The 21,392-nt window shown below is 72.0% G+C and carries 19 protein-coding genes, 1 tRNA gene and 3 pseudogenes; 7 read left to right on the forward strand and 16 right to left on the reverse strand.

Features of this window, described 5'->3' with window-relative positions; translation table 11 throughout:
- Positions 1-35 precede the first annotated feature (35 nt).
- The 4 genes from ACZ49B_RS08530 to ACZ49B_RS08545 form a co-directional block, all read right to left on the reverse strand.
- Entirely contained in the window at positions 36-2,924 is a 2,889-nt protein-coding gene (locus ACZ49B_RS08530) for an NHLP bacteriocin export ABC transporter permease/ATPase subunit (RefSeq protein ID WP_468302463.1), read from the reverse strand.
- A gap of 61 nt (positions 2,925-2,985) precedes the next feature.
- On the reverse strand, positions 2,986-5,259 hold the full coding sequence (locus ACZ49B_RS08535) for an NHLP family bacteriocin export ABC transporter peptidase/permease/ATPase subunit (protein WP_468302007.1): 2,274 nt from the start codon (positions 5,257-5,259) through the stop codon (positions 2,986-2,988).
- The gene (locus ACZ49B_RS08540) at positions 5,256-6,062 is read right to left on the reverse strand and encodes a hypothetical protein (RefSeq protein WP_468302010.1); all 807 of its coding nucleotides are present in this window, start codon (positions 6,060-6,062) and stop codon (positions 5,256-5,258) included. Before ACZ49B_RS08540 ends, ACZ49B_RS08535 begins: the two co-directional genes overlap by 4 nt.
- A 122-nt stretch (positions 6,063-6,184) precedes the next feature.
- On the reverse strand, positions 6,185-6,403 hold the full coding sequence (locus tag ACZ49B_RS08545) for a hypothetical protein (protein WP_468302012.1): 219 nt from the start codon (positions 6,401-6,403) through the stop codon (positions 6,185-6,187).
- A gap of 431 nt (positions 6,404-6,834) precedes the next feature.
- Here ACZ49B_RS08545 and ACZ49B_RS08550 point away from each other — a divergent pair, with 431 nt between their 5' ends.
- Positions 6,835-7,110 (forward strand): acylphosphatase, encoded by a 276-nt coding sequence (locus ACZ49B_RS08550; protein ID WP_468302015.1) that lies wholly within the window; start codon positions 6,835-6,837, stop codon positions 7,108-7,110.
- 167 nt (positions 7,111-7,277) lie between these two features.
- Here the strand turns inward: ACZ49B_RS08550 and ACZ49B_RS08555 are convergent, their stop codons facing one another.
- Complete coding sequence (locus ACZ49B_RS08555) at positions 7,278-8,018, reverse strand: GNAT family N-acetyltransferase (protein ID WP_468302018.1); 741 nt, start codon at positions 8,016-8,018, stop codon at positions 7,278-7,280.
- A 433-nt stretch (positions 8,019-8,451) separates the two neighbouring features.
- Between ACZ49B_RS08555 and ACZ49B_RS08560 the strand changes: the two genes are divergently transcribed.
- Together ACZ49B_RS08560 and ACZ49B_RS08565 are read left to right on the forward strand one after the other, a co-directional pair.
- Positions 8,452-9,699, forward strand: coding sequence for a globin domain-containing protein (locus tag ACZ49B_RS08560; protein WP_468302021.1), 1,248 nt, complete (start codon positions 8,452-8,454; stop codon positions 9,697-9,699).
- A 38-nt stretch (positions 9,700-9,737) separates the two neighbouring features.
- On the forward strand, positions 9,738-10,361 hold the full coding sequence (locus ACZ49B_RS08565) for a pyridoxamine 5'-phosphate oxidase family protein (RefSeq protein ID WP_468302023.1): 624 nt from the start codon (positions 9,738-9,740) through the stop codon (positions 10,359-10,361).
- 88 nt (positions 10,362-10,449) lie between these two features.
- Here ACZ49B_RS08565 and ACZ49B_RS08570 read toward each other — a convergent pair.
- Together ACZ49B_RS08570 and ACZ49B_RS08575 are read right to left on the reverse strand one after the other, a co-directional pair.
- Positions 10,450-10,665: pseudogene (locus ACZ49B_RS08570) on the reverse strand (arsenate reductase/protein-tyrosine-phosphatase family protein); the annotation flags it as partial.
- A gap of 42 nt (positions 10,666-10,707) precedes the next feature.
- Positions 10,708-10,907 (reverse strand): annotated as a pseudogene (locus ACZ49B_RS08575) (hypothetical protein); the annotation flags it as partial.
- Positions 10,908-11,139: 232 nt separating this feature from the next.
- Here ACZ49B_RS08575 and ACZ49B_RS08580 point away from each other — a divergent pair.
- A complete protein-coding gene (locus ACZ49B_RS08580; protein WP_468302026.1) occupies positions 11,140-11,325 on the forward strand; it encodes a hypothetical protein in 186 nt (61 codons plus the stop codon).
- A gap of 7 nt (positions 11,326-11,332) precedes the next feature.
- On the opposite strand, the gene ACZ49B_RS08585 is transcribed toward ACZ49B_RS08580, so the two are convergent.
- Entirely contained in the window at positions 11,333-13,849 is a 2,517-nt protein-coding gene (locus ACZ49B_RS08585) for an ATP-dependent Clp protease ATP-binding subunit (protein WP_468302029.1), read from the reverse strand.
- Between the two features lie 180 nt (positions 13,850-14,029).
- On the opposite strand from ACZ49B_RS08585, the gene ACZ49B_RS08590 reads away from it, so the two are divergent.
- Positions 14,030-14,482 carry a phosphate-starvation-inducible PsiE family protein gene (locus ACZ49B_RS08590; protein WP_468302032.1) on the forward strand — a complete coding sequence of 151 codons (453 nt, stop codon included), beginning with the start codon at positions 14,030-14,032 and terminating at the stop codon, positions 14,480-14,482.
- A gap of 44 nt (positions 14,483-14,526) precedes the next feature.
- Here ACZ49B_RS08590 and ACZ49B_RS08595 read toward each other — a convergent pair.
- Positions 14,527-14,649: pseudogene (locus tag ACZ49B_RS08595) on the reverse strand (Hsp20/alpha crystallin family protein); the annotation flags it as partial.
- Between the two features lie 261 nt (positions 14,650-14,910).
- Positions 14,911-14,987 (reverse strand) — tRNA-Pro (locus ACZ49B_RS08600).
- A 148-nt stretch (positions 14,988-15,135) separates the two neighbouring features.
- On the opposite strand from ACZ49B_RS08600, the gene ACZ49B_RS08605 reads away from it, so the two are divergent.
- Together ACZ49B_RS08605 and ACZ49B_RS08610 are read left to right on the forward strand one after the other, a co-directional pair.
- Complete coding sequence (locus ACZ49B_RS08605; RefSeq protein WP_468302035.1) at positions 15,136-15,837, forward strand: transketolase; 702 nt, start codon at positions 15,136-15,138, stop codon at positions 15,835-15,837.
- Between the two features lie 11 nt (positions 15,838-15,848).
- Complete coding sequence (locus ACZ49B_RS08610; protein WP_468302038.1) at positions 15,849-16,751, forward strand: transketolase family protein; 903 nt, start codon at positions 15,849-15,851, stop codon at positions 16,749-16,751.
- Between the two features lie 31 nt (positions 16,752-16,782).
- Here ACZ49B_RS08610 and ACZ49B_RS08615 read toward each other — a convergent pair whose 3' ends face one another.
- The 6 genes from ACZ49B_RS08615 to ACZ49B_RS08640 form a co-directional block, all read right to left on the reverse strand.
- A complete protein-coding gene (locus ACZ49B_RS08615) occupies positions 16,783-17,139 on the reverse strand; it encodes an MmcQ/YjbR family DNA-binding protein (RefSeq protein ID WP_468302040.1) in 357 nt (118 codons plus the stop codon).
- Between the two features lie 104 nt (positions 17,140-17,243).
- On the reverse strand, positions 17,244-17,795 hold the full coding sequence (locus ACZ49B_RS08620; RefSeq protein ID WP_468302043.1) for a GAF domain-containing protein: 552 nt from the start codon (positions 17,793-17,795) through the stop codon (positions 17,244-17,246).
- Complete coding sequence (locus tag ACZ49B_RS08625; protein WP_468302046.1) at positions 17,795-18,445, reverse strand: GTP-binding protein; 651 nt, start codon at positions 18,443-18,445, stop codon at positions 17,795-17,797. Before ACZ49B_RS08625 ends, ACZ49B_RS08620 begins: the two co-directional genes overlap by 1 nt.
- Positions 18,423-18,839 carry a DUF742 domain-containing protein gene (locus ACZ49B_RS08630; protein ID WP_468302049.1) on the reverse strand — a complete coding sequence of 139 codons (417 nt, stop codon included), beginning with the start codon at positions 18,837-18,839 and terminating at the stop codon, positions 18,423-18,425. The genes ACZ49B_RS08625 and ACZ49B_RS08630 overlap by 23 nt, the downstream gene beginning before the upstream one ends.
- Positions 18,839-19,267: a roadblock/LC7 domain-containing protein gene (locus ACZ49B_RS08635; RefSeq protein ID WP_468302466.1), complete on the reverse strand. Its 429-nt coding sequence runs from the start codon at positions 19,265-19,267 to the stop codon at positions 18,839-18,841. The genes ACZ49B_RS08630 and ACZ49B_RS08635 overlap by 1 nt, the downstream gene beginning before the upstream one ends.
- Before the next feature lie 35 nt (positions 19,268-19,302).
- Positions 19,303-21,327, reverse strand: a complete 2,025-nt coding sequence (locus tag ACZ49B_RS08640; RefSeq protein WP_468302052.1) for a sensor histidine kinase — start codon at positions 21,325-21,327, stop codon at positions 19,303-19,305.
- Positions 21,328-21,392 lie beyond the last annotated feature (65 nt).

Consider the following 21,392-nt stretch of genomic DNA (forward strand, 5'->3'; position numbering starts at 1 on the left):
CGCTCACCCCACCCGACGGCCACCCCACCCGGCGGTCACCCCACCTGGCGGCGGACCAGCTCGTGGAACAGGCCCGCCGTATCGGCGAGCAGTTCGGCGGGCGGACCCTGCTGGGCGACCCGACCGTCCGACATCACGATCACCCGGTCCGCGTCCATGACGGTGGACAGCCGGTGGGCGATCACGATGCGGGTGGCGCGCAGGGCGCGGGTGGACTCGATGACCACGCGCTGGGCCTCGTTGTCCAGTGCGCTGGTGGCCTCGTCCAGGAAGAGGATGCGCGGTTTGCCGATGAGGGCCTGGGCGATCATCAGCCGCTGGCGCTGGCCGCCCGAGACGGTGCCGCCGCCGTCGGACAGCACGGTGTGCATCCCCATGGGCATGGCCTTGATGTCCTCGGCGAGGCCCGCCAGAGTGGCGGCCTCCGCCGCCTCCTCGAGGGAGTACGCGCCGGAGCCGCGGATGCAGTCGAGGATCGAGCCGGAGAACGGCTGCGCGTTCTGCAGGACGACGCCGCACTGGCGGCGCACGGCCGCCTGGTCGAGTGCTGCCAGGTCCTGGCCGTCGTACAGCACACTGCCGGAGGCGGGCCGGTCGAAGCCGATGAGCAGGCGCAGCAGGGTCGACTTGCCGCAGCCGCTGGCCCCGACGACCGCGACGAACTCACCGGGCCGCACCTGGAAGGACACGTCGTCCAGGACGAGCGGTCCGTCGTCGGCGTACCGGTAGGAGAGGTTCTTCACCTCGACGGCGCCGCTGAGTTCGCCCGGCCGGATGCTGGAGCCACGCACCTCGGGGGTCGCCTGCAGGAGCGGCTTGACCTGCTCGAACATCGGCTGCACGGCGGCGGCCGAGAGGAGGGCGCCGGTCAGCTGGGTGGCCGAGGACAGCATCATCGTGACGGCGGTGCTGAAGGTGAGGAACTCGCCTGCGGACATGCTGCCGCGGGCCGGTCCGGCCAGCAGCATGAACATCACGAGCGTGCACAGCGGCAGATAGACCGCGTTGAGCACGGTGACGACGTTCTTGATGCGGCCGATGCGCTGCTGCAGCTCGCGGGTACGGGCGAACTCCCGCGCCCAGGCGGCGTACGCGAAGCTCTCGGCCGCGGCCACGCGCAGCTTGGGCAGCCCGCGCAGGGTCTGGAACGCCTGGTTGTCCAGCTTGTTGCCGATCCTGATCAGCTGCCGCTGGTAGCGGAGCTGCCACAGTCCCAGGCCCAGGAAGACGACGGCGATGCCGAGCAGCATGGCGAGCGCGGCCAGCGCCAGCGGCACGCTGTAGACGAGCAGCAGCACGAGGTTGATCGTGCCGACGGTGCCCGCCTGCAGGGACACCGAGACGATGCCGGACAGCACGGTGCGGATGGAGCTGATGCCCATGGCCGCCCCGGCCAGTTCCCCGGTGGAGCGGCCGGCGAAGAACGTCACCGGCAGCCGGAGCAGCCGGTCCCATACGGCCGGCTGCAAGGTGGCCTCGATGCGGCCCTCCATGCGCAGGAGGGAGATGTTCTGCAGCAGCATGAAGGCGGCCGAGACCACACCGGTCGCGATGAGCGCCAGAGCGGTCTGCACGATGAGGCTCTCCTCGGCGTGCGGGACGTACGAGCCGAGGACGCGGCCGGTGGCCACGGGGACGACCGCGCCGAGGCCGACCGCGCCCAGCCCGCCCACGACGAGGCTGCGCAGGTCCGCGCCGCTGCCGCGCACGCTGAACCGCAGCAGGTGCAGCAGGCCCGGCTTCCGGTCGGGCAGCGGGCGGTAGAACATGACGGCGTGCGGCTCCAGGGCGTCCGCGCCGCCCTGGCCGAGGCGTTCGCGCGTGCCGGTCGCGGGGTCGACGGCCTCGTACCGGCCGCGCCGCCACAGCAGCGCGACGGGGGTCCCGTCGTCCGCGCGCCGGCCCACCAGGGGTCCGCTGTTCTCCCGCCACCAGCGCCCGCCGAGCTGGACGGGGCGGGTGCGGATCCGGGAGGCGAGCGCGATGCGTTCGACGGGGTCCGTCCGCTCGGCGGCTGCGGCGGCGCCGCCCGTCGGCTCGGTCAGGGGGATGCCGGCTTCGGCCGCGACCAGGCGGCACACGGCGAAGGTCGCGTCGTGGCCGGCGTCGCGGCGGGAGCCCCTGCGGGAGCGGCCGATGGAGGCGAGCAGGGTGCGGTCCGCCTGGGTACGGGCGGCCTCGCCGGCCTCGATTCCGGCCGCCGTGCGGTCCTCGTGGGCGCGCTCGTCCTGCTCGATCCAGCGGTCCAGGGCGTCCAGCAGCCGGTACTGCTGGTCCACCATGCCCTGCCACACGGCCCCGTCGACGAGGAGCGTGCCGGCGGGTGCGGACATCCCGACCGTGCCGTCGTAGGTCTCGTACACGGCGCCGTACTGCACGCTCCCCGGGGGGATCTGCATCCACAGGATGTCCTCGTCGGCCCCGCTGGGGCCGGCGGTGGCGCGGCCCTCCAACGGAGCCTGGTACAGCACGCGCAGGCCGCGGCCGATGCCGCGGGCGAAGGCGTCCTCGAGGGGGCTGGGCGCCGCGTCGGCGAAGCCGTTCTGCCAGGGGTCGGCGTGCCAGCCCCAGGATGCGTCCGCGGGGGCCCCGGGGGCTCCGTACTCGGGGCGGTACAGCTCGCGCAGCTCGATGCGCCGCAGTACGCAGCCTTGCAGCGGGCGACCGGTCAGCGTGTGGGCGGGGCCCTCGGCCGGGCCCAGGAGCAGCGTGCCCGACTCGAGCCGGCCCAGGAAGTGCCAGTGGCCGGCCTGGGCGGCGTCGACCGCGAACAGGTCCAGCTCGCCCTCTACGACGAGCCACAGTACGAGCGGGCCTTCCAGCGACAGGCTGCGCAGGCCCGCGCAGTCGACCGGTGTGCCGAGGCCGCCGAGGGCCGCGACGACCGGATCGGCTACGGGCGGGACGTACGCCTGGTGGGGCACGTATGTCTGGTGGGTCTGGTGGGTCTGGTGGGTCTGGTGGGTCTGGTGCGGGAATGTCACGTCAGTGCTCCTTCACCAGTCGGGCGTACGCGCCCTGCGCGGCGATCAGGTGCTCGTGCCGTCCGCGCTCCACGACCGTGCCGCGGTCGAGCACGACGATCTCGTCGCTGTCGCGCACGGTGCTCAGCCGGTGGGCGATCACCACGCAGGCGCAGCCGCGGCGCCGCAGGTTGTCGATGACGATCTGCTCGGTCGCCGCGTCCAGGGCGCTGGTCACCTCGTCCAGGATCATGACGCTGGGTCGGCGCACCAGGGCGCGGGCGATCTCCAGGCGCTGGCGCTGGCCGCCGGAGAAGTTGCGGCCGTCCTGCTCGACGCGACTGTGGATGCCACCGGCCCGGCGCGCGACCACGTCGTACACGGCGGCGTCCTGGAGCGCGGCGATGACGGCCTCGTCCGGGATGGAGGGGTCCCACAGTGCGACGTTGTCCCGGACGGTGCCCTCGAAGAGGAAGACGTCCTGGTCCACGAAGGAGACGGACGCGGCCAACGCGCCGCGCGGGATGTCCTCCAGCCGCATCCCGTCGATGCGGATGGCGCCCGCCCAGGGGGTGTAGAGGCCGGAAATCAGCCGGGAGACGGTGGACTTGCCGCTGCCGGAGCCGCCGACGAGCGCGATCTGCTGCCCGGGACCGACCGCGAGCGAGACGTCCTTCAGCAGGGGAGCGTCCAGCGGGCTGTAGCCGAAGGTGATGCCGTCCAGCTCCACGTGCCCCTTGAGCCGGCGGGTACCGGCGGCGGCCTCGCCCCGCGCGTGCCGCAGGTAGAGCGGGTCGACGGGGAAGTTCTCGACGTCCTTGAGGCGCGCGACGTCGGCGGCGAAGTCCTGGATCCGGCCGGCCACGCCGCCCAGGCGGGTGATCGGTGCGGTGAAGCTGGTCACCAGGGCCTGGAAGGCGACGAGCAGGCCGACCGAGAGGTGCCCCTCCACCGCCCGCAGGCCGCCGATCATCAGGATCAGCGCGCTGTTGAGCGCGGCCAGCGTCGGCGCGACGACGGCCAGCCATGCGCTCGGGACGCCGAGCCGCTGCTGCACGTCGAGGGTGACCGCGTGCTGGCCGGCCCAGCGGCGGAAGAAGCCGTTCTCCCCGCCGGTGGCCTTCATCGTCTCGATGAGCTGGAGTCCGCTGTACGAGGTGTTGGTGAGCCGGGCGCTCTCGGCGCGCAGCTTCTGCGTGCCGGTGGCCCGTACCCGCATCACGATCCGCACGGCCGCGATGTTGAGCAGTGCGATGAGCACGCCGACGGCGGTGAGCTGCGGGTCGTACGTCCACAGCAGCACCGCGTAGAGCACGACGACCACGGCGTCCACGCCCGCTGCGGCCAGGTCCCGGGCGAGCGTCTCGGCCACCGCGTCGTTGGACTGGAGGCGCTGGACCAGGTCGGCGGGGTTGCGCTGGCCGAAGAAGCTGACGGGGAGCCGGAGCAGGTGCCGCAGGAAGCGGGCGCTGCCGAGCGTCGAGGAGATGATGCGTCCGCGCAGCAGGTTGGCCTGCTGGAGGAAGGTGAGCACGGCCGTGAGCACCAGGGCCGCCGCCATCGAGGCGAAGAGCACGCCCAGCAGGGACGTCTGCTCGCCGATGAGGAACATGTCGATGTACGTACGGCTGAGCGCGGGCACCGTCGCACCGACGGCCACCAGCAGGAGGCTGGAGACCACGGCGGCGAGCATGGTGCCCGACGTGCCGCGCAGGCGGGCGGGCAGCGCGCTCATGACGCCTTGCTTGCGGCCGGTACGGCGGAAGCCCGGGCCGGGCTCGAAGACGAGCGCGATGCCGGTGAAGCCGGTGTCGAACTCCTCCATGGGGACGAACCGGCGGCCCTTGCCGGGGTCGTTGATGTACACGCCCCGGCGGCCGAGGCGGCGGCCCATGCCCTCGTAGACGACGTAGTGGTTGAACTCCCAGAAGAGGATGGCCGGCGGGTTCACCCCGGCGAGCGCGGCCAGGTCCATCTGCATGCCCTTGGCCGTCAGCCCGTAACCGCGGGCGGCCTTGAGGAGATTGCCGGCGCGGGAGCCGTCCCGGGACACCCCGCAGGCGATGCGCAGCTCTTCCAGGGGCACGAAGCGGCCGAAGTGGCCGAGCACCATGGCCAGCGCGGCGGCGCCGCACTCCACCGCCTCCATCTGCAGCACGGTGGGCGTGCGTACGGTACGGGGCGTGCGGCCCTTGGGGACGGCCGGTCGGCGACGCCGGCGCCCGCCGGCCGGGACCCTGGCGGCCGGGGGCCGGGAGCGGGGCCGGTTCGGGGAGGTGTGCTGCGGCACGGTCACGGAAGCAGCCAATCGACGGGGTGCTGTGCGGCGAGGTGGACGGCTCCGGTGACCGGTGTCGTGGAGTCGACCGGGTACGGGGGCCCGCCCGCGGAGGACCACCGGTAGCCGGAGGTGGTCGCGGAGGAGCGTTCGAGCTGCACGAGCACGGCGACGGGGTTGCCCTGGCGGGCGAACTCGGCGGCGAGGCGGGGATCGCCGAGGAAGCCGGTGAGCTGCGCCGGCGTCTGGGGCGCGCGGCCGATTTCCTTGACGCGCCCGCGCAGCACGCCGAACTGCTGCTGGGGGGCGGACTGGACGGTCAGGTCGACCGGGGCGCCCACGCGGATCTCCGCGCTGCTGCCGCCGGGCAGGTAGAGCACGGCCACCAGCGGGTCGTCCGCGTTCTTCACGCGTTCCACGGTCGCGACGTCCGCGCCCGTCGTGATGACCGAGCCGGTCTTGGCGACCAGGGTCGTCACCCGCCCTCCGGCGACCACGCGTACGGTCCGCTCCCCCTGGTCCGTGGCGAGCTGGAGCAGTGGCGCGCCCGGGGGCAGCAGCTGGCCCTCTTTGGCGAGTACGGCGGTGACCTGTCCGGCGAACGGGCTCTGCAGCAGATAGCTGCCCTCGGCATGCGTGAGGATGCCGGGTGCGCTCAGCTTGGAGGAGACGGATCCGGTGAATGCCCAGAATGCCGCGGCCGCCATGACGACGACGGTGACGGCGAGAACGAGCCGACCCTGCGGGCGTGCGAAACGTACGGGCAGATCGAGTTCTTCGGGCGATTGCAGCTTGGAGAGCGCCTTTTGACGGAACTGCACGAACTATCCCTCGCCTGCATCCTGCATTTCTGCGTCCTGCATTCTGCGTTCTCGAAACGGGCACCCGTGAACCCCGGAACGATGACGTCCCGGGGTTCACGGGTGCTGCTGGCCGGCTCGGCTCAGAGGCCGGCGACACCGGCGCGAACGCCGACGATGCCCTCGACCTGGCCGGGCAGGGCCAGCGCGCCGTGGACGGTGTTCAGCGAGGTCACGGTGTTCACGACGTGGAAGACGTCGCCGGTGACGGCGCCGAGGAGGCCACCGGAAATGCTGACACCGCCGGAAACCGCGTCCAGTTCGTCGTCGGCGATCTCACGGGTCTCGATGTCGTTACGCATGATGTGCGCACCCTTCGGTTGTCTGAATGTTTCTCAAATGGCGTGGGCGGTCTGCGACAAGGCGGCCCGACCACTCCCGAACTCACTTCGGTGGGCAGATGTAAGCACGCGAACGGGTCACCGGGCCAACCGCGTTGACGCCCTCTCTGGCGCCAGGTGACCGTTCACCCGGCGGGCTTTCCGATTGATTCGACGGATCGTCACGGGTTCTCCACAAGATCGAGTAACAAAACAAAACGCCTCATCACCTCCGCAGCCCAAACCCACCCAAACCCGCATCACTCGCAGAGGCCGCGATCCCCGCATCGGGCGGGGATGTAACGGGAGGTACCCCCTCCACTTTCACCGCGTGAAGATTTCCGGGAGCAGCATTCCGTGACGGGCCGAGCACGGTCCGTGCCGATCGGCGCCCTCCCGGCTATGGTCGGCCCATGGAACGAGTGCGCAGCCGAGTGATCGTCCACGGCGTGGTGCAGGGCGTCTTCTTCCGCGACACCTGCCGCCGCACCGCCCTCGACCTGGGCGTGGCCGGCTGGGTGCGCAACCTCCCGGACGGGACCGTCGAGGCGGCGTTCGAGGGACCCGCGACCGCCGTCGCCCGCATGCTCGACTGGGCCCACCGAGGCCCGAGCGGCGCCGACGTGACCCGTGTCCAGCTCCACGAGGAACAGCCCGAGGCCTTGGAGGGCTTCGAGATCCGCGCCTGACCCCTCCCACACCGGGAACGCGAAGAGGCCGTCCTCCCACGCAGGGGAGAACGGCCTCCGCAGTCTCACCGCGGCGGGCCGCGCGTCCCGGACTTCGGGATCGCCCACGCCGCCGACGGCACGTCCGTGCCCCCGGACCGGCGTGACGACCGGGACTTCGGGCCGGATCAGCCCCGAGCGCTACCGCACCTGCACTCCGTGAGCCCCTCGGCAGCAGCCCGCGCCGTCTCGCCTTCGTGGCTCCGGTTCGCGGGGCGGCCCGTCACGCGCGCCTCCAGCGCTTGTTTCGCCTGCGGCCATTCCGGCCGGGTGATGCTGTACACCGCCGTGTCGCGTATCCAGCCGTCCCGCATGACCATGTGGTGGCGCAGCACACCCTCGTGCGTCGCGCCCAGCCGGGAAATCGCCGTCCGGGACTTCGCGTTCCGCACGTCCGTCAGCAGCTCGACCCGGTTCATCCCCATCACCTCGAAGGCATGGGTCAGCATCAGCAGCTTCGCCTCGGTGTTCATGCCGGTCCGCTGCCAGGACTCCGCGAGGAAGGTCCAGCCGATCTCGAGCCGCCGCTGCGCGGTGTTGATCATCATCAGCCGCGTCGAGCCGATGACCCGCCCGGTCGCCGCGTCCACCGTTGCGTACGGGATCTGCGTGCCCTCGGCCCGGGCGGCCCTCGCGTCCTCGATGAAACCGCGGACGTCATCCGGGTGCGGGACGAGCGTCACCGCGAGCTCCCACAGGCTGCCGTCGCGGACCGCCTCGCACAACCCGTCGTGGTGCCGGAGCTCGAGCGGCTCGAGCCGCACCCGATCCCCCACGAGCTCCACCCACTCCGCCGACGCCTTGGCCCGTTCCATGCCCGCCCCGTCCGTCCCCGTGATCACCACCGACGGCCAGACCCTACCCGCCATCACCGATCAACCCCACCGGGATTGAGCTCCCAAGGGGGCGCCGACGGCAGCCGACTTGGCTGCCGACTTGGCTGCCGACTTGGCTGCCGACTTGGCTGCCGGGCGCCCGATTCCCGGAGCAGTCACGGGCCGCTCCGACGCCTGTGGCATACCGGCAGAACTGTCCGGAATGGACCCTTCGGCCATATCCCCAAGCTACTTCTGAGTCACCTGCATGGTCATGTAGCGTCCGGAGCCGTTTGATCCGTTTCACCGCTGCCGCGCCCTGAAGAGGACTCATGTTCGCCGATGCCGACGCCCCGATCGCCGCTCCCCAGAGCCGGGAGTTCCCTGGAGACCCCGCCCCCAGCGTGCTGCGAGGGCGTGGCCCCGGGACCGCAGCCACCCGGTGGTCAGCCGGCGAGCCATCTCGGATGGCGGACGGAGGAGCGCCTTGAGGTTCCGGCTCGGGCGTCCGAGCGACACCTCCGCGTACCCGTCTGCGGAAGATGGGGCACCCGCCGCGAATCCGGTCCGCCCGACAGCGGAGCCGGAGGTCGCCGAGTCACCTCTGTCGGCCCACGAGATCGACCTCATACGCGCCTCCGTCGCGGTGGTCGAGCCCTTCGCCGCAGACATGACGGTCTATTTCTACGCGATCCTCTTCGCCCGCCACCCCGAGGTCCGTCCGATGTTCCCGCCGGGAATGGATGCCCAGCGGGGGCGCCTGCTGCGTGCGCTCCTGCGCATCGTGGAGCTGGTCGATGACGCCGAGAGCCTGGTGCGCTTCTGCGGACACCTCGGACGTGATCACCGCAAGTTCGGCACCCTCAGCGCGCACTTCCCGGCCGTCGGCGAGTGTCTCCTCGCCTCTCTGGCCCGCTACGCCGGCCCCGCGTGGACGGCGGAGACCGCCGCCGCATGGACGAAGGCGTACGGTGCAGTCGCCCAAGTCATGATCAGTGCTGCCGAGCAGGACGCGGCGGTACGGCCCGCCGTGTGGCCCGCCACGGTCGTGCACCGCATCTCGCGCGGACACGGCATTGCCGAGATCACCGTACGTCCCCACACGACGTACGAGTACGCCGCCGGGCAGTACGTGAGCGTGGAGACCCCGTGGTGGCCGAAGCAGTGGCGCTACTACTCCCCCGCCAACGCGCCCCGCGAGGACAACACCCTCACCTTTCACGTGCGAGCGGTGGCCGGCGGCTCGGTCAGCAGCGCGCTGGTGCACCGGGCGGCGGTGGGAAGCGTCATCCGGCTGGGGCCCCCGATGGGGGACATGGTCCTGGACTCCGCCACCTTCAGCAACCTGCTCTTCGTCGCCGGCGGCACCGGCCTCGCCCCGATCCGCGCGCTCGTCGAAGAGGTGGCCCGTCGCGGAGAACGCCACCAGGTCGACCTGTTCCTCGGCGCCCGTACCGGGGACGAGCTGTACGGGGTCGACGACATGCTCCGGATGGCCCAGCGGTACCACTGGCTGACCATCAGGGGCGCGGTCTCCCACGAGTACATCCCCGGCCTGCGGGGGTCCCTGCCGCACGTACTGGCCGAGTTCGGGCCGTGGTACGACCACGACGCCTATCTGAGCGGTCCGGCCCCGATGGTCGTCTCCGCCGGCGAGGCACTCACGCTGGGCGGCACCTCGCCCGACCACATCCACCACGACCCGTTCGAGACGCCCGTACTGTCTCTTCCCTGAGTCAAGCCCTTGGTCCGTCCTGCCTGGAGAACACCCCCGTGACCTTGTCAACTCCGCCCTTCGGATCCGCAGGCGAACACCGGCTGCAGCAGCAACTCGGCACCGCCGACCGCGCCGCCCGGTTCTACGACCAGCAGGTACGCCCCTGCCTCACACCCGAGATGCGTGACTTCGTCAGCCGCCAGGCCATGGTCTTCCTGGCCACGGCCGACTCCCGTGGAGAGTGCGATGCCAGCTTCCGTTCCGGGCCGCCGGGGTTCGTCCACGTCATCGACGACCACACGCTCGCCTACCCCGAGTTCCACGGAAACGGTGTGCTCGCCAGCGCCGGCAACATGGCGGAGAACCCGCATCTGGGCATGCTGTTCGTGGACTTCACCCACCACCACGTGGGCCTTCATGTCAACGGCGTGGCCCGGCTCTACACCGACAGCGGTCTGCGCGGCCTCCATCCCGGTCTGCCCACGGACATCGCGCCCGGCCGTAGCCCTGAGATGTGGGTCCAACTGAGCGTCGAGGAGGCCTACATCCACTGCTCCAAGTACATACCCCACCTGGAACCGGCTCCCGGCTCCAAAAGCCATGACCCCGCGCGCCCCAAGGACGCGTGGTACTTCACACGGCCCCGAGCCGGCGCCGACGAAGCCGCCCAGGGAGCGTGACGGCAAGCCCCCGTCGCGCCCGTCGAGCAGGCCGCGAACCCCTTTCCCGGATCTGGTCGCGGATCGGGCGGACGGCGGCGACGCCCTACCCGGCGGGGTCCTCGAGGGTCCGGTCGAGGTATCGCTTACCGGGGAAGTACGGGCAGGCGTCGCCGCAGCCCATGGTGATCACGACGTCGGACGCCTGAACGGCCTCCACGGTCAGCACCTTGGGCGTCTCGGCGGAGATGTCCACGCCGACCTCCTTCATGGCCTCGACCACCGCGGGGTTGACGGTGTCGGCCGGGGCGGACGAACAGCACCGACAGGCGCACGGGGGACGGATTCACGGCAGCGGCTCCAGAGTTCAGCGGGCGGCGGAGACGGTGGCGAGGGCGAGCAGGCCCAGGCCGACGGCGGCGCCGAGGAGCCGGGCGGCGATGAAGGGGGGACGGAGGCGGGCGCGATTCCTGCGAAGGACTCGGTGAAGGCCCGGCCGATGGTGAGCGCGGGGTTCGCGAAGGAGGTGGAGGAGGTGAACCAGTAGGCCGCGCCGATGAACGCGGCACGTCATCCATGGCGGCACCACCTCCACCGTCTGAACCCGGCACCAGCCCGAGGACCGCCATGCACGAGAACCACCTCCACGACATCGCGCCCGACGCCTGCCCGAGACCATCACCGGCCTCCAAGCCCACCGCGCCCGCGACACCGCCACCGTGCTCACCCCCACTCCCACCGCCACCGCCACCGCCACCGATGACGGCAGCACCTACGAGGGCACCGCCGCGATCGAGCGGTGGCGGAGCCAGTCCGCCACCGAAGTCACCTCACCATCGGACTCACCGGTGCGCAGCAGACCGACGCGACGCATTACACCGCCACGCACCGCCTCGAAGGCAACTTCCCCGGTGGCGCCGTCGACCTGCGCTACGCATTCACCCTCCGCGACGACCTCGTCGAACGGCTCCTCATCACACCCTGAAAGCGCCTCAAGGGGTGTCCTCCACGGCCTCCTCGTCAGCCTCTCCGGGCTCGTTCTCTCGGAGGGTCACTGTCAGTTCGCCGTCCCTGACGTCCGCCACGACCGTGTCGCCCGGGTTGAGCCTGCCGTCGAGCAGCATGTTCGACAGGCGGTTGTCGAGTTCCGTTTGGATGGTGCGGCGCAGGGGCCGGGCCCCGAACTCGGGGTGGTAGCCGCGGTTGGCCAGCCATTCCTTTGCGGTCTCGGTGACGTCGAGGCCGATCTGCTGGGCGTGGAGTCTGCGCCGGCTGCGTTCCAGCAGGAGGTCGACGATGTGCACGAGGTTTGCTCGGGTGAGGGCGTGGAAGACGATGATCTCGTCGATGCGGTTGAGGAACTCGGGCCGGAAGTGGGCCTGGAGTTCGGCCATCAGCTCGTCCCTGATGTCGTCGACCGCGCCGTGGTGGTCCAGGATGCGCTTGGAGGCGATGTTGCTCGTCATGATGACCACGGAGTGGCGGAAGTCGACGGTGCGCCCCTGGGCGTCGGTGAGCCGTCCGTCGTCCAGCACTTGGAGCAGCAGGTTGAAGACGTCGGGGTGGGCCTTTTCGACCTCGTCGAAGAGTACGACGCTGTACGGCTTGCGGCGGACGGCCTCGGTGAGCTGCCCCGCCTCGTCGTATCCGACGTAGCCGGGCGGGGATCCGATGAGCCGGGAGACGGTGTGCTTCTCCTGGAATTCGCTCATGTCGAAGCGGACCATCCGGTCGGCGTCTCCGAAGAGCAGGTCCGCGAGGGCCTTGGCCAGTTCGGTCTTGCCGACGCCGGTGGGACCGAGGAAGAGGAAGCTGCCGGTGGGGCGTTCCGGGTCTCCCATGCCCGCCCTGCCGCGGCGTACGGCCTGGGCCACTGCCGTGACCGCCTCGTCCTGGCCGACCACACGCTCGTGGAGGGCCTCTTCCAGCTTGGTGAGCCGTTGGCGCTCGGTCTGGGTGAGCTGGGAGACGGGAATGCCGGTGCGGGCGGAGAGCACGTCGGCGATGTCCTCGGCGGTGACGCTCCCGGTCTGCTCACGCGCCTGCCCGGCTGCGGCGAGTTCCTGTTCCGCCTGCTGGATCTGCTCCTTGAGCCGGCCCGCGCGCTCGTAGTCCTCGCTGCTGACGGCTTCGTCCTTCTCCCGGCGCAGCTTGGTGAGGCGGTCCTCCACCTCGTCCGTCCCGGACGGACCGCCGAGACTGCGCAGCCCCACCCGGGCCCCTGCCTGGTCCATGAGGTCGATGGCCTTGTCGGGCAGGAAGCGGTCGGTGATGAACCGGTCGGACAGAGAGGCAGCGGCGTCGAGCGCCTCGTCCGTGAAGCGGACCTGGTGGTGGGCCTCGTAGGAGTCGCGCAGGCCGCGCAGGATCTCGACGGTCTCGTCCACGGTGGGTTCGGGCACCATGACCGGCTGGAAGCGGCGTTCGAGGGCGGCGTCCTTCTCGATGTACTTGCGGTACTCGTTGATGGTCGTGGCACCGACCACGCTGAGGTCTCCGCGGGCGAGCGCCGGCTTGAGGATGTTCCCCGCGTCCATGGCCCCCTCGCCGCCACCGCCGGCACCGGCGACCGTGTGCAGTTCGTCGATGAACAGGATGATGCTCCGGTCGGCCTCGGTCACCTCGTCGATGACCTTCTTCAGCCGCTCCTCGAACTCGCCCCGGTACTTGGACCCGGCGACCAGGCCGGCCAGGTCGAGGCCCACGACGCGGCGGTCCCGCAGCGCCTTGGGAACCTCTCCGGCGACGATCCGCTGCGCCAGTCCCTCGACGATGGCGGTCTTGCCGACGCCGGGATCGCCGATGAGTACGGGGTTGTTCTTGGTCCGCCGCGAGAGGACCTCCACGGTCTGCTCGATCTCCTCCGCCCGGCCGACCACGGGATCGAGACGTCCGCTGCGGGCCTCCGCGGTGAGGTCGCGCCCGTATTCGTCGAGGGTCGGGGTGTCGCTGTGTCCGGCGGCAGCCGCGTCCCGGCCGCCGCCGGGGACGTTTCCTCCGGCGCCGCTCAGCGCGCCGGGCGACATGCCCTCGGATCTCAGCGTCCCCGCGAGAGCGCCACGGGTGTCGTCCGTCAGCGCGGCCAGAATGTGCTCGGGGCCGATGTACGAGGCGCCGGCCGCCTGGGAACGCGCGTGGGCGGCGAGCAGGGCGCGCTTCGCCGCCGGGGTGAGCGCGGGATCCCCGTCACCGGTGCTGGTGGGAAGGCTCTGCTCCAGGCTCTCGGCGAGGCGGTCGGGTTCCACCCCGGCATGTTCGAGCAGTTGCCGGGAAGCCGGCAGCTGCGTGACGGCCCACAGCAGGTGCACGGTGTCGAGATCGGCCCCGTCCTGGGCCGCGCGTTCGCCGGCCGCTGCCAGCAGCTCGCGCGAGGAATCGCTGAGGAGTCGGCCTATGGGCACACGCTGGACGGCCGGCGGCGAGGACGCCGGGCTCGTACCGAAGAAGCGGCTGAAAAGATCGGAAAACGGGTCGCCGGACCCAAAGGGTGAGGTCGTCACAGGGATCATCCCGTCCGGCGAGCGACATGATGCCGGCGTGCAGCCCGCCGTAGTCGATTTGCCCGTACACGCCCATTCTTCGCCGGGTCGTGGCGGGGTGCGACCGCAGGAGTCGTCAGGCAGGTCAGGAGCCCCGGGCCTAGCATTCTGTATGTGCCGACCATTTCCCGAAGGTCCGGAAGCCATCGATTGCAGAGCATTCTGCAGACGGCCGAGGACGGCATCCACCTGGTCGTCGCGGCACTTCTCATCCTGCTCGCCGTGCTGCTGACCATCGGGGTCGTCGGTGATGTCGTGAGCTCCATCAGAGGCCCGTACGACGAGCAGGCGATCGTGCTGTCCGCGCTCGACAACGGCCTGGTGCTGTTCATCGTGGCCGAACTCCTGCACACCGTCCGGCTCACCATCAGGAACCAGACACTGGACGCCGAACCGTTCCTCGTCGTCGGTCTGATTGCGGGTATCCGCAAGGTGCTCATCGTGACGGCCGAGGCGGGCAAAACCTTCAAGTGGAGCGTTCAGGGCATCGAGTTGCTCATCCTGGCGGGCCTGATCCTCACGATGGCGGTGGCCGTGTACATCTGGCGGCGCTCGACGCGGCCCGGGGACGTCGACAGCCCCAGGGCCGCGCCGCGCAGCTGACGTACTGGCATGTGGATCCGGCGCCGGTCCACCGGTCCGCCCGATCAGCCGGAGATCGACTTCGGTACGCCGCCGCCGTTGATCTGGATCTTCCGCGGCTTGGCCTCCTCGGCGACCGGGATGCGAACGGTCAGCACGCCTGCGTCGTACGAGGCGTCAATCCGTTCGATGTGACCACACCCTCACCCGGGCCCAGAAGCGAAACGACCGACGGGCCTGGCTGGAACGGCTGCGACCACCAGGCGACCGCATCCGGCACCTCCGCGAAGCACTCCACCGGCTCCGCTCCCCCGCCCCAACCGGCTTCCACCCCACCGCCAACCAACCCCAAAGCGGGCGTGCGACCACAATGCGACCACCAGCATTCCGGGCATGGAAAAGGCCGTCCTCTCATGTGTGAGAGAACGGCCTCCGACCTGCGTAAACGCTGGTCGGGACGACAGGATTTGAACCTGCGACCCCTTGACCCCCAGTCAAGTGCGCTACCAAGCTGCGCCACGTCCCGATGCCCGCTGACCTGGGGTTTCCCCTGGTTGAACGCGCAGGAGAACAATACCGCACTTCGCGGGGTGGTCGCGCGCAGCTTTCTCGGGGCCGGGTCATGGCGAGGAGGCGCTTGACCTCAACCTGACTTGAGGTTGCACGATCGGTGCATGACACAGGCAACCGCGGACACGGGGTTCCGCTACGAGGATCTGAGCCGGCTCATGGCGCTCATGACCGGGGCCGAGAAGCACGGGCCCGCCGCCACCTCCACCCTCGACGTGCTCTGGGTGCTCTACGACCGGGTGCTCCGCGTCGGGCCGGCGAGCGCCGAGGAGCCCGGGCGGGACCGGTTCCTGCTCTCCAAGGGGCACGGGCCGATGGCGTACTACGCCGTACTCGCCGCCAAGGGGTTCTTCCCGGTGGACTGGCTGGGCGGCTTCGGTTCGTACGACTCCCCCCTCGGCCACCACCCGGACCGCACCCTGATCCCCGGCGTGGAGATCAGCAGCGGCTCGCTCGGGCACGGGCTGCCGCTGGCCGTCGGCAGTGCGCTCGGGCTGCAGGCGCAGGGGCTGGACGAGCCGGCGGTTTGGGTGCTGATCGGTGACGCCGAGCTCGACGAGGGCAGCAACCACGAGGCCCTCGCCTACGCCGGCGCGGCCGGGCTGGAGCAGCTGCACACCGTCGTGATCGACAACGACTCCGCCACCCACGGCTGGCACGGCGGGATCGCCTCCCGCTTCGAGGTCGCCGGATGGTCGGCGGTGACCGTCGACGGCCGGGACCACGCGGCGCTGCACGCCGCCTTCACCACACCGCATCCGGGCCGGCCCCACGCCGTCATCGCCCGTGTCGAGAAGAAGCAGTAGAGGGGTTGATCGTGGACACCATGCGGGAGCGGTTCGTCTCCGTCACGTCGCGCGCGCTCGACGAGGATCCTCGGCTTGCGCTCGTGCTCGCCGAGATCACCATGGACGGGTTCCGGCCCGACCAGCAGCGCCACCCGGGGCGGGTGATCAACGTGGGGATCAGGGAGCAGCTGCTCGTCGGAGTCGGCGGCGGGCTGGCCCTCACCGGGCTGCGGCCGATCATGCACACCTTCGCCAGCTTCCTGGTGGAGCGGCCCTTCGAGCAGGTCAAGCTGGACTTCGGGCACCAGGGCACGGGCGGGGTCCTGGTCAGCGCGAACGCCAGCCACGACTGGCCGGCCGGCGGGTTCACCCACATGGCGCCGGGTGACGTGGCCCTGATGGACACCCTCGACGGCTGGACGGTCCACGTGCCGGGGCACCCGGACGAGGCCGAGGCGCTGCTGCGCCACGCCTACGCCGCCGGGGACGACAAGGTGTACGTCCGGCTCTCCCAGCAGTCGAACGCCGCCCCGCGCCCGGTCGACGGCCTGCGCCTGCGGACCGTACGGGAGGGCAGTGACGGGGCCGGTGTCGTCGTCGCGGTCGGCCCGCTGCTGGACAACGTCCTCGCCGCGACGGCGGGGCTGGACGTGACCGTGCTGTACGCCACCACCGTCCGGCCCTTCGACGATGCGGCTCTGCGCGAGGCCGTCGGCCGCGCCACGACCGACGTCGTCCTCGTCGAGCCGTACCTGGCCGGCACCTCCACCGCAGCCGCGGCCCAGGCCCTCTCGGACGTCCCGCACCGGGTCCTCGGCCTCGGCGTCGGGCGCGCCGAGCTCCGCCGCTACGGCACGCTCGAGGAGCACACCGCCGCGCACGGCCTGGACCCCCATTCCCTCCGCGAGCGGATCAGCGCCTTCCTCCGGTGAGGCACCGGGCAGGCCCGGGTCAGGCCCCCCGTCAGTCCCCTGCCAGTTCCGGATGGGCGGCAGCCAGGCGTTCGGGGGCCGCCTGGAGCCACGAGTCGACCAGGATCGCGCGCAGCTCGGCGGCGCCCTCCACCGCCGCCAGGCGGACGCGGAGCCAGGCGTAGTTTTCGTCGTGGCCCTCCCGGAGGAAGAACTTCTCCGGCTCGGCGGCGATCAGCTCCGCGCGGTCCTCCTTCGGGCACTTCACCCCGATCGAGGCGTCGTCCTCGCCGAGGGCGGCGAACATCTTCCCGCCCACCCGGAACGTGGGCATGCCCCAGGCGAGCTTCTCGCTGCTGTCGGGGAGCGACAGCGCGGTCGTACGGACGTCCTCGGCGGTCACGGCCATCCCGCGACTCCTCTCCGGCCACCGGTCGGGCTTCGGGCTGATCTCGTCGACCGTAGCGCCCGGCACCGACAGCCGCTCCCGGGCCGCGGCGCCCCCGTACGCCGTCAGCCCGCCCGCAGGCCGTCCTCGCGTGCGTGGATGATCTCCAGCAGCTCCGCGGCCAGGGATTTGACGGTCGCCAGTCCCGCCGTCCCCCACTTGCGCGGCTCCAGGTCCACGGCGCACACGGTGCCGAGGACGATCCCCTGCCGGTCCGTCAGCGGCGCCCCCAGGTACGAGCGCACCCCGCTCTCGTCCACCACCGCGTTGCCCGCGAAGCGCGCGAAGTCCCGTACGTCCTCCAGCGCCAGCGCCCGCCGCCGCACCACCACGTGCGGGCAGTACCCGTGGTCCCGGGGCAGCACCCGGGCCGGGTACCCGCTCGCGGCGGCGTCGGGAGCGTGGTGCAGACCGGCGAAGAACTGCCGTTCCTCGCCGATGAAGTTGACCCCTGCGTACGGGGCCTCCAGTACGTCGGCGATCTGCCGTGCGAAGGCGTCGAGTTCCGTGTCCGCCCGTTCCCCCAGGCCCAGTTCGCGCAGCCGGACGGTGCGTGCGGGTGCCTCCCGGTCCACCGGCGTGAGCAGCAGGTGTCCGGTCGACTCGTAGTACGTCATCACGGGTTCCCCCCATCCCAAGAATGTGCTGAAATCGCTGACTTGGCCGACTTCGCCGACCTTTCCGTCGCCGCCGTGAAGAGCAGGTGGTGGACCAGCGCGGCCAGGGTCCCCGTCCCGGAGCTCGGCAGCCGCGCGTCGCACCGTACGACGGGGACCTCGGGCCCGAGACCCACCGCCTCGCGGACCTCCTCGGCCGTGTAGCGGTGGCCTTCGTCGAACTCGTTGACGGCGACGATGAACCCGATGCCGCGCCGCTCGAAGAAGTCCACGGCCGCGAAGCAGTCGGCGAGCCGGCGGGTGTCCGCGAGCACCACCGCGCCGAGCGCGCCCGCGCACAGCTCCTCCCACAGGAACCAGAAGCGCTGCTGCCCCGGCGTGCCGAAGAGGTACAGCACGTGCCGCTCGTCCAGGGTGATCCGGCCGAAGTCGAGGGCGACGGTCGTCGACGTCTTCGCCTCGATCCCGTCGAGCGGGTCGGGGCCCTCGCTCAGCCCGCTGAGCAGCTCCTCCGTACACAGCGGTTCGATCTCGCTCACCGCGCCCACGAAGGTCGTCTTGCCCGCCCCGAACCCGCCCGCGACCAGGATCTTCAGCGTCGCGGGCAGGACGGGCACGGGACGGGTGTCACAGTCGTCGGCGTAGGCCATCGAGCACCGCCCGGAGCAGGTTCTGGTCGTCGGCGGCGAGGTATTCGCCGCCCGGGAACCGCGGCGCCTGCGCCGTGACGGCCCCGTATTCCATCAGGTCGGACAAAAGCACCTTCACCACCACCGCCGGCAGCCGCAGCTGTCCGGCCACCTCGGCGACGGTGACGGCCGCGGAGCCCGCGCACAGGCGCAGCGCCAGGGTGTGCTCCGTGCCGAGGGGCCCGCGCGGGCGCACCCCCGTCGCGGTCACCTGGGACAGCAGGTCGAGTGCGACGGCGGACCGGGTCCGCCCGCCGCTGGCCGTGTACGGGCGCATCACCCGGCCTGCCGAGTCGTCGAGCCAGGGCGTGTCGCGCGGGACCCCCGTGCCGTGCGTGGCGCGGGCGGCGCGCATCACTCCGGGTCGCCGGCGGGCCGCCGCGGCGGGGCCGCCAGGTACGGTCGGACGCTCTTGACCAGCATCGCCATCTCGTAGCCGAGCACGCCCGCATCGGCTTCCCGGTCGGCCAGGACCGCCAGGCAGGTGCCCGCCCCGGCGGCCGAGACGAACACGAGCGCGGAGTCGAGCTCGACCACGACCTGCCGGACCTCCGCGCCGTCCCCGAACCGGGATCCGGCGCTCCGCCCGAGCGAGTACAGCCCGGACGCCAGTGCCGCCAGGTGGTCGGCGCTGTCGTTGTCGAGGCCGTGGACACAGGTGACGAGGCCGTCCGCGGTGAGGAGGACCGCGCTGCGCGTGTAGGGGACCCGCTGGACCAGGCCGCTGAGCAGCCAGTCGAGATCCGAGAGCCGACTGGTCTTCGTCGCCGCTTCGCCGCCCATGGTGGTGCGCTCCTTGCTGAGGTGAGAGGTCGGGGTCATGGCTGGTTCTCCGACTGGGCGAGGCCGAAGCCCCGTTGGAAGGCGGCCATCAGGCCCGGGTCGTGCACGGGTTGTTCGGGTGCGTCGGCCCGCCGCGGTGCGGGGGCGTCCCGCAACTGCGGGGCGAGGTGGTGCTGGGCCCGGCGGCGGGGCAGCGGCGGCCGGTCCGGGTCCGTCCGGGCGGCCGGTACGGACACCGTGACGGGCGCGGGCGACGGGGCCGGGGGAGCCGGCACCGGGGCCGGAAGGGGGGCCCGGACGGGTGCCGGGGGCGCGGGCTCGCGGCCGGCCGGCGCCGTGGCCGACCCGGCGGCCGACCCCATGGCCGGGGCCGTCGATGCCCGCGCCGCCGACCCCGTCGCCAGGGGCCCCGCGGAGGTCCCCGCTGCCGGGCCCACGCCCGGGGTCCGGCCCTGGGTCACGTCCAGACCCAAATCCAGGCCCAGGTCGAGGGTCGTCTCGGCGGCCGTCGTCTCCCTCGGCCCCCGGCGCTCCGCCTCCTGCCGCACCGCCCCGGTCCGCGTGTGCGGGTCCGGGTGCGGCGCGGGCGCGGCCGCCCACGTCGGTGGGGCCTGCGGCGGCCGCGCGGCTGTCGGCGCGGGCTCCCGCGGTGGCTGTTGCTGCGGCTCCCGCCGCGGGACCGGATCGCGGCGCGGCTGCCGCTCCGGCCGGCGCTGCGGCTCGGGCTCCGGGGGCACCTGCCGCTCCGGCTTCGGCTGTGGCACGGCCACCCGTACGGGCTCCAGCGGGGGCATGCCGCCCCCCTCCCCGGTCCCCCACGAGGTGGCCCGGGAGCCCCCGAGCGCGTCGGCGGCGCTGGGCGCCTCCGCCCCCAGCAGTTCCTGCGGCAGCACGAGCACGGCGAGGACACCGCCGTAGATGTTGGACTTGAGCTCGACGGCGATCCCGTGCCGGCGGGCCAGCGCCGAGACGACGAACAGGCCGATCCGCCCGTCCGCCAGCAGGTGCCGGACGCTGATCTGGTCGGGGTCGACGAGCAGCGCGTTCATCCGGTGCTGCTCCGCGGCGGGCATGCCCAGCCCGCGGTCCTCCACCTCGACGGCGATGCCCGCGGTGACCCGCTCGGCACGCACCACCACGTCGGTGTCGGGGGCGGAGAACACCGTGGCGTTCTCGACCAGTTCGGCCAGCAGGTGCACCACGTCGGCGACGGCGTGGCCGCGTACGGTGCCGCCCGCCGGGGGCACCACCTTGACCCGCGTGTACTGCTCGACCTCCGCGACGGAGGAGCGCAGCACCTCGCTCAGGTCGATGGGCCGCGTCCACTGGCGCCGGGAGGCGGCGCCGCCCAGCACGGCCAGGTTCTCGGCGTGCCGGCGGATCCGGGTGGCGAGGTGGTCGACGTGGAAGAGCTCCCTGAGGAGTTCGGGGTCCTCGACCGTGTCCTCGAGCTCGTCGAGCAGCGAGATCTCCCGGTGCACGAGTGACTGGAGCCGGCGCGCGAGGTTGACGAAGACCTCGACCTTCCGGTCGCTGTCGGACGGCGCGGCCGGGCCGGCCAGCCGTACGAGGGTGGTGTGCGCCTGCTCGCGGGCGCCGCGCAGCTCCTGGGAGAGCAGCCAGAACTCGTCCACCCGGTCCGGGTCGCTGCCCGGCGGCGGGCCCGTCGGGCCGCCGCGGACCGGGCGGACCGGCGGCTCGCCCCGCTCCAGCCGCTCGGCGGCGGTCCGAAGCTCCTGGCGGCCGCGCACGCTGGAGCGGCGCAGGGCCTCGCAGCGGTCGCGGACGGCCTTGGCGGAGCGCTGGGCCCCGAGCAGGGCGGCGGCCAGCGCGCCGACGACGAGCAGGGCGCAGCCGGCCAGGACCGGCCACAGGCGGGCGTCCCGCTCCCCCGCGCCTCCGCCGAGCTGCAGCGTGAAGATCACCGCGGCGGCTCCGCTGAGCGCTGCGGCGAGCGTCGGCAGCAGGGAGGCGCGGACCAGCTGGGGGCGTATCTGCCGGCCGGGACCGGTGACGGCGTGTCTCGACGGGGCGTGGCGGGCGGCGCGGAGTCCGGACATCGGCGTCCTCTACGTGGGGCCCGGGCCCCCAGGGGTTCCGGGGCCCGGTGTTGATCACCGGATAC

Source organism: Streptomyces sp. NPDC031132 (assembly GCF_055570595.1).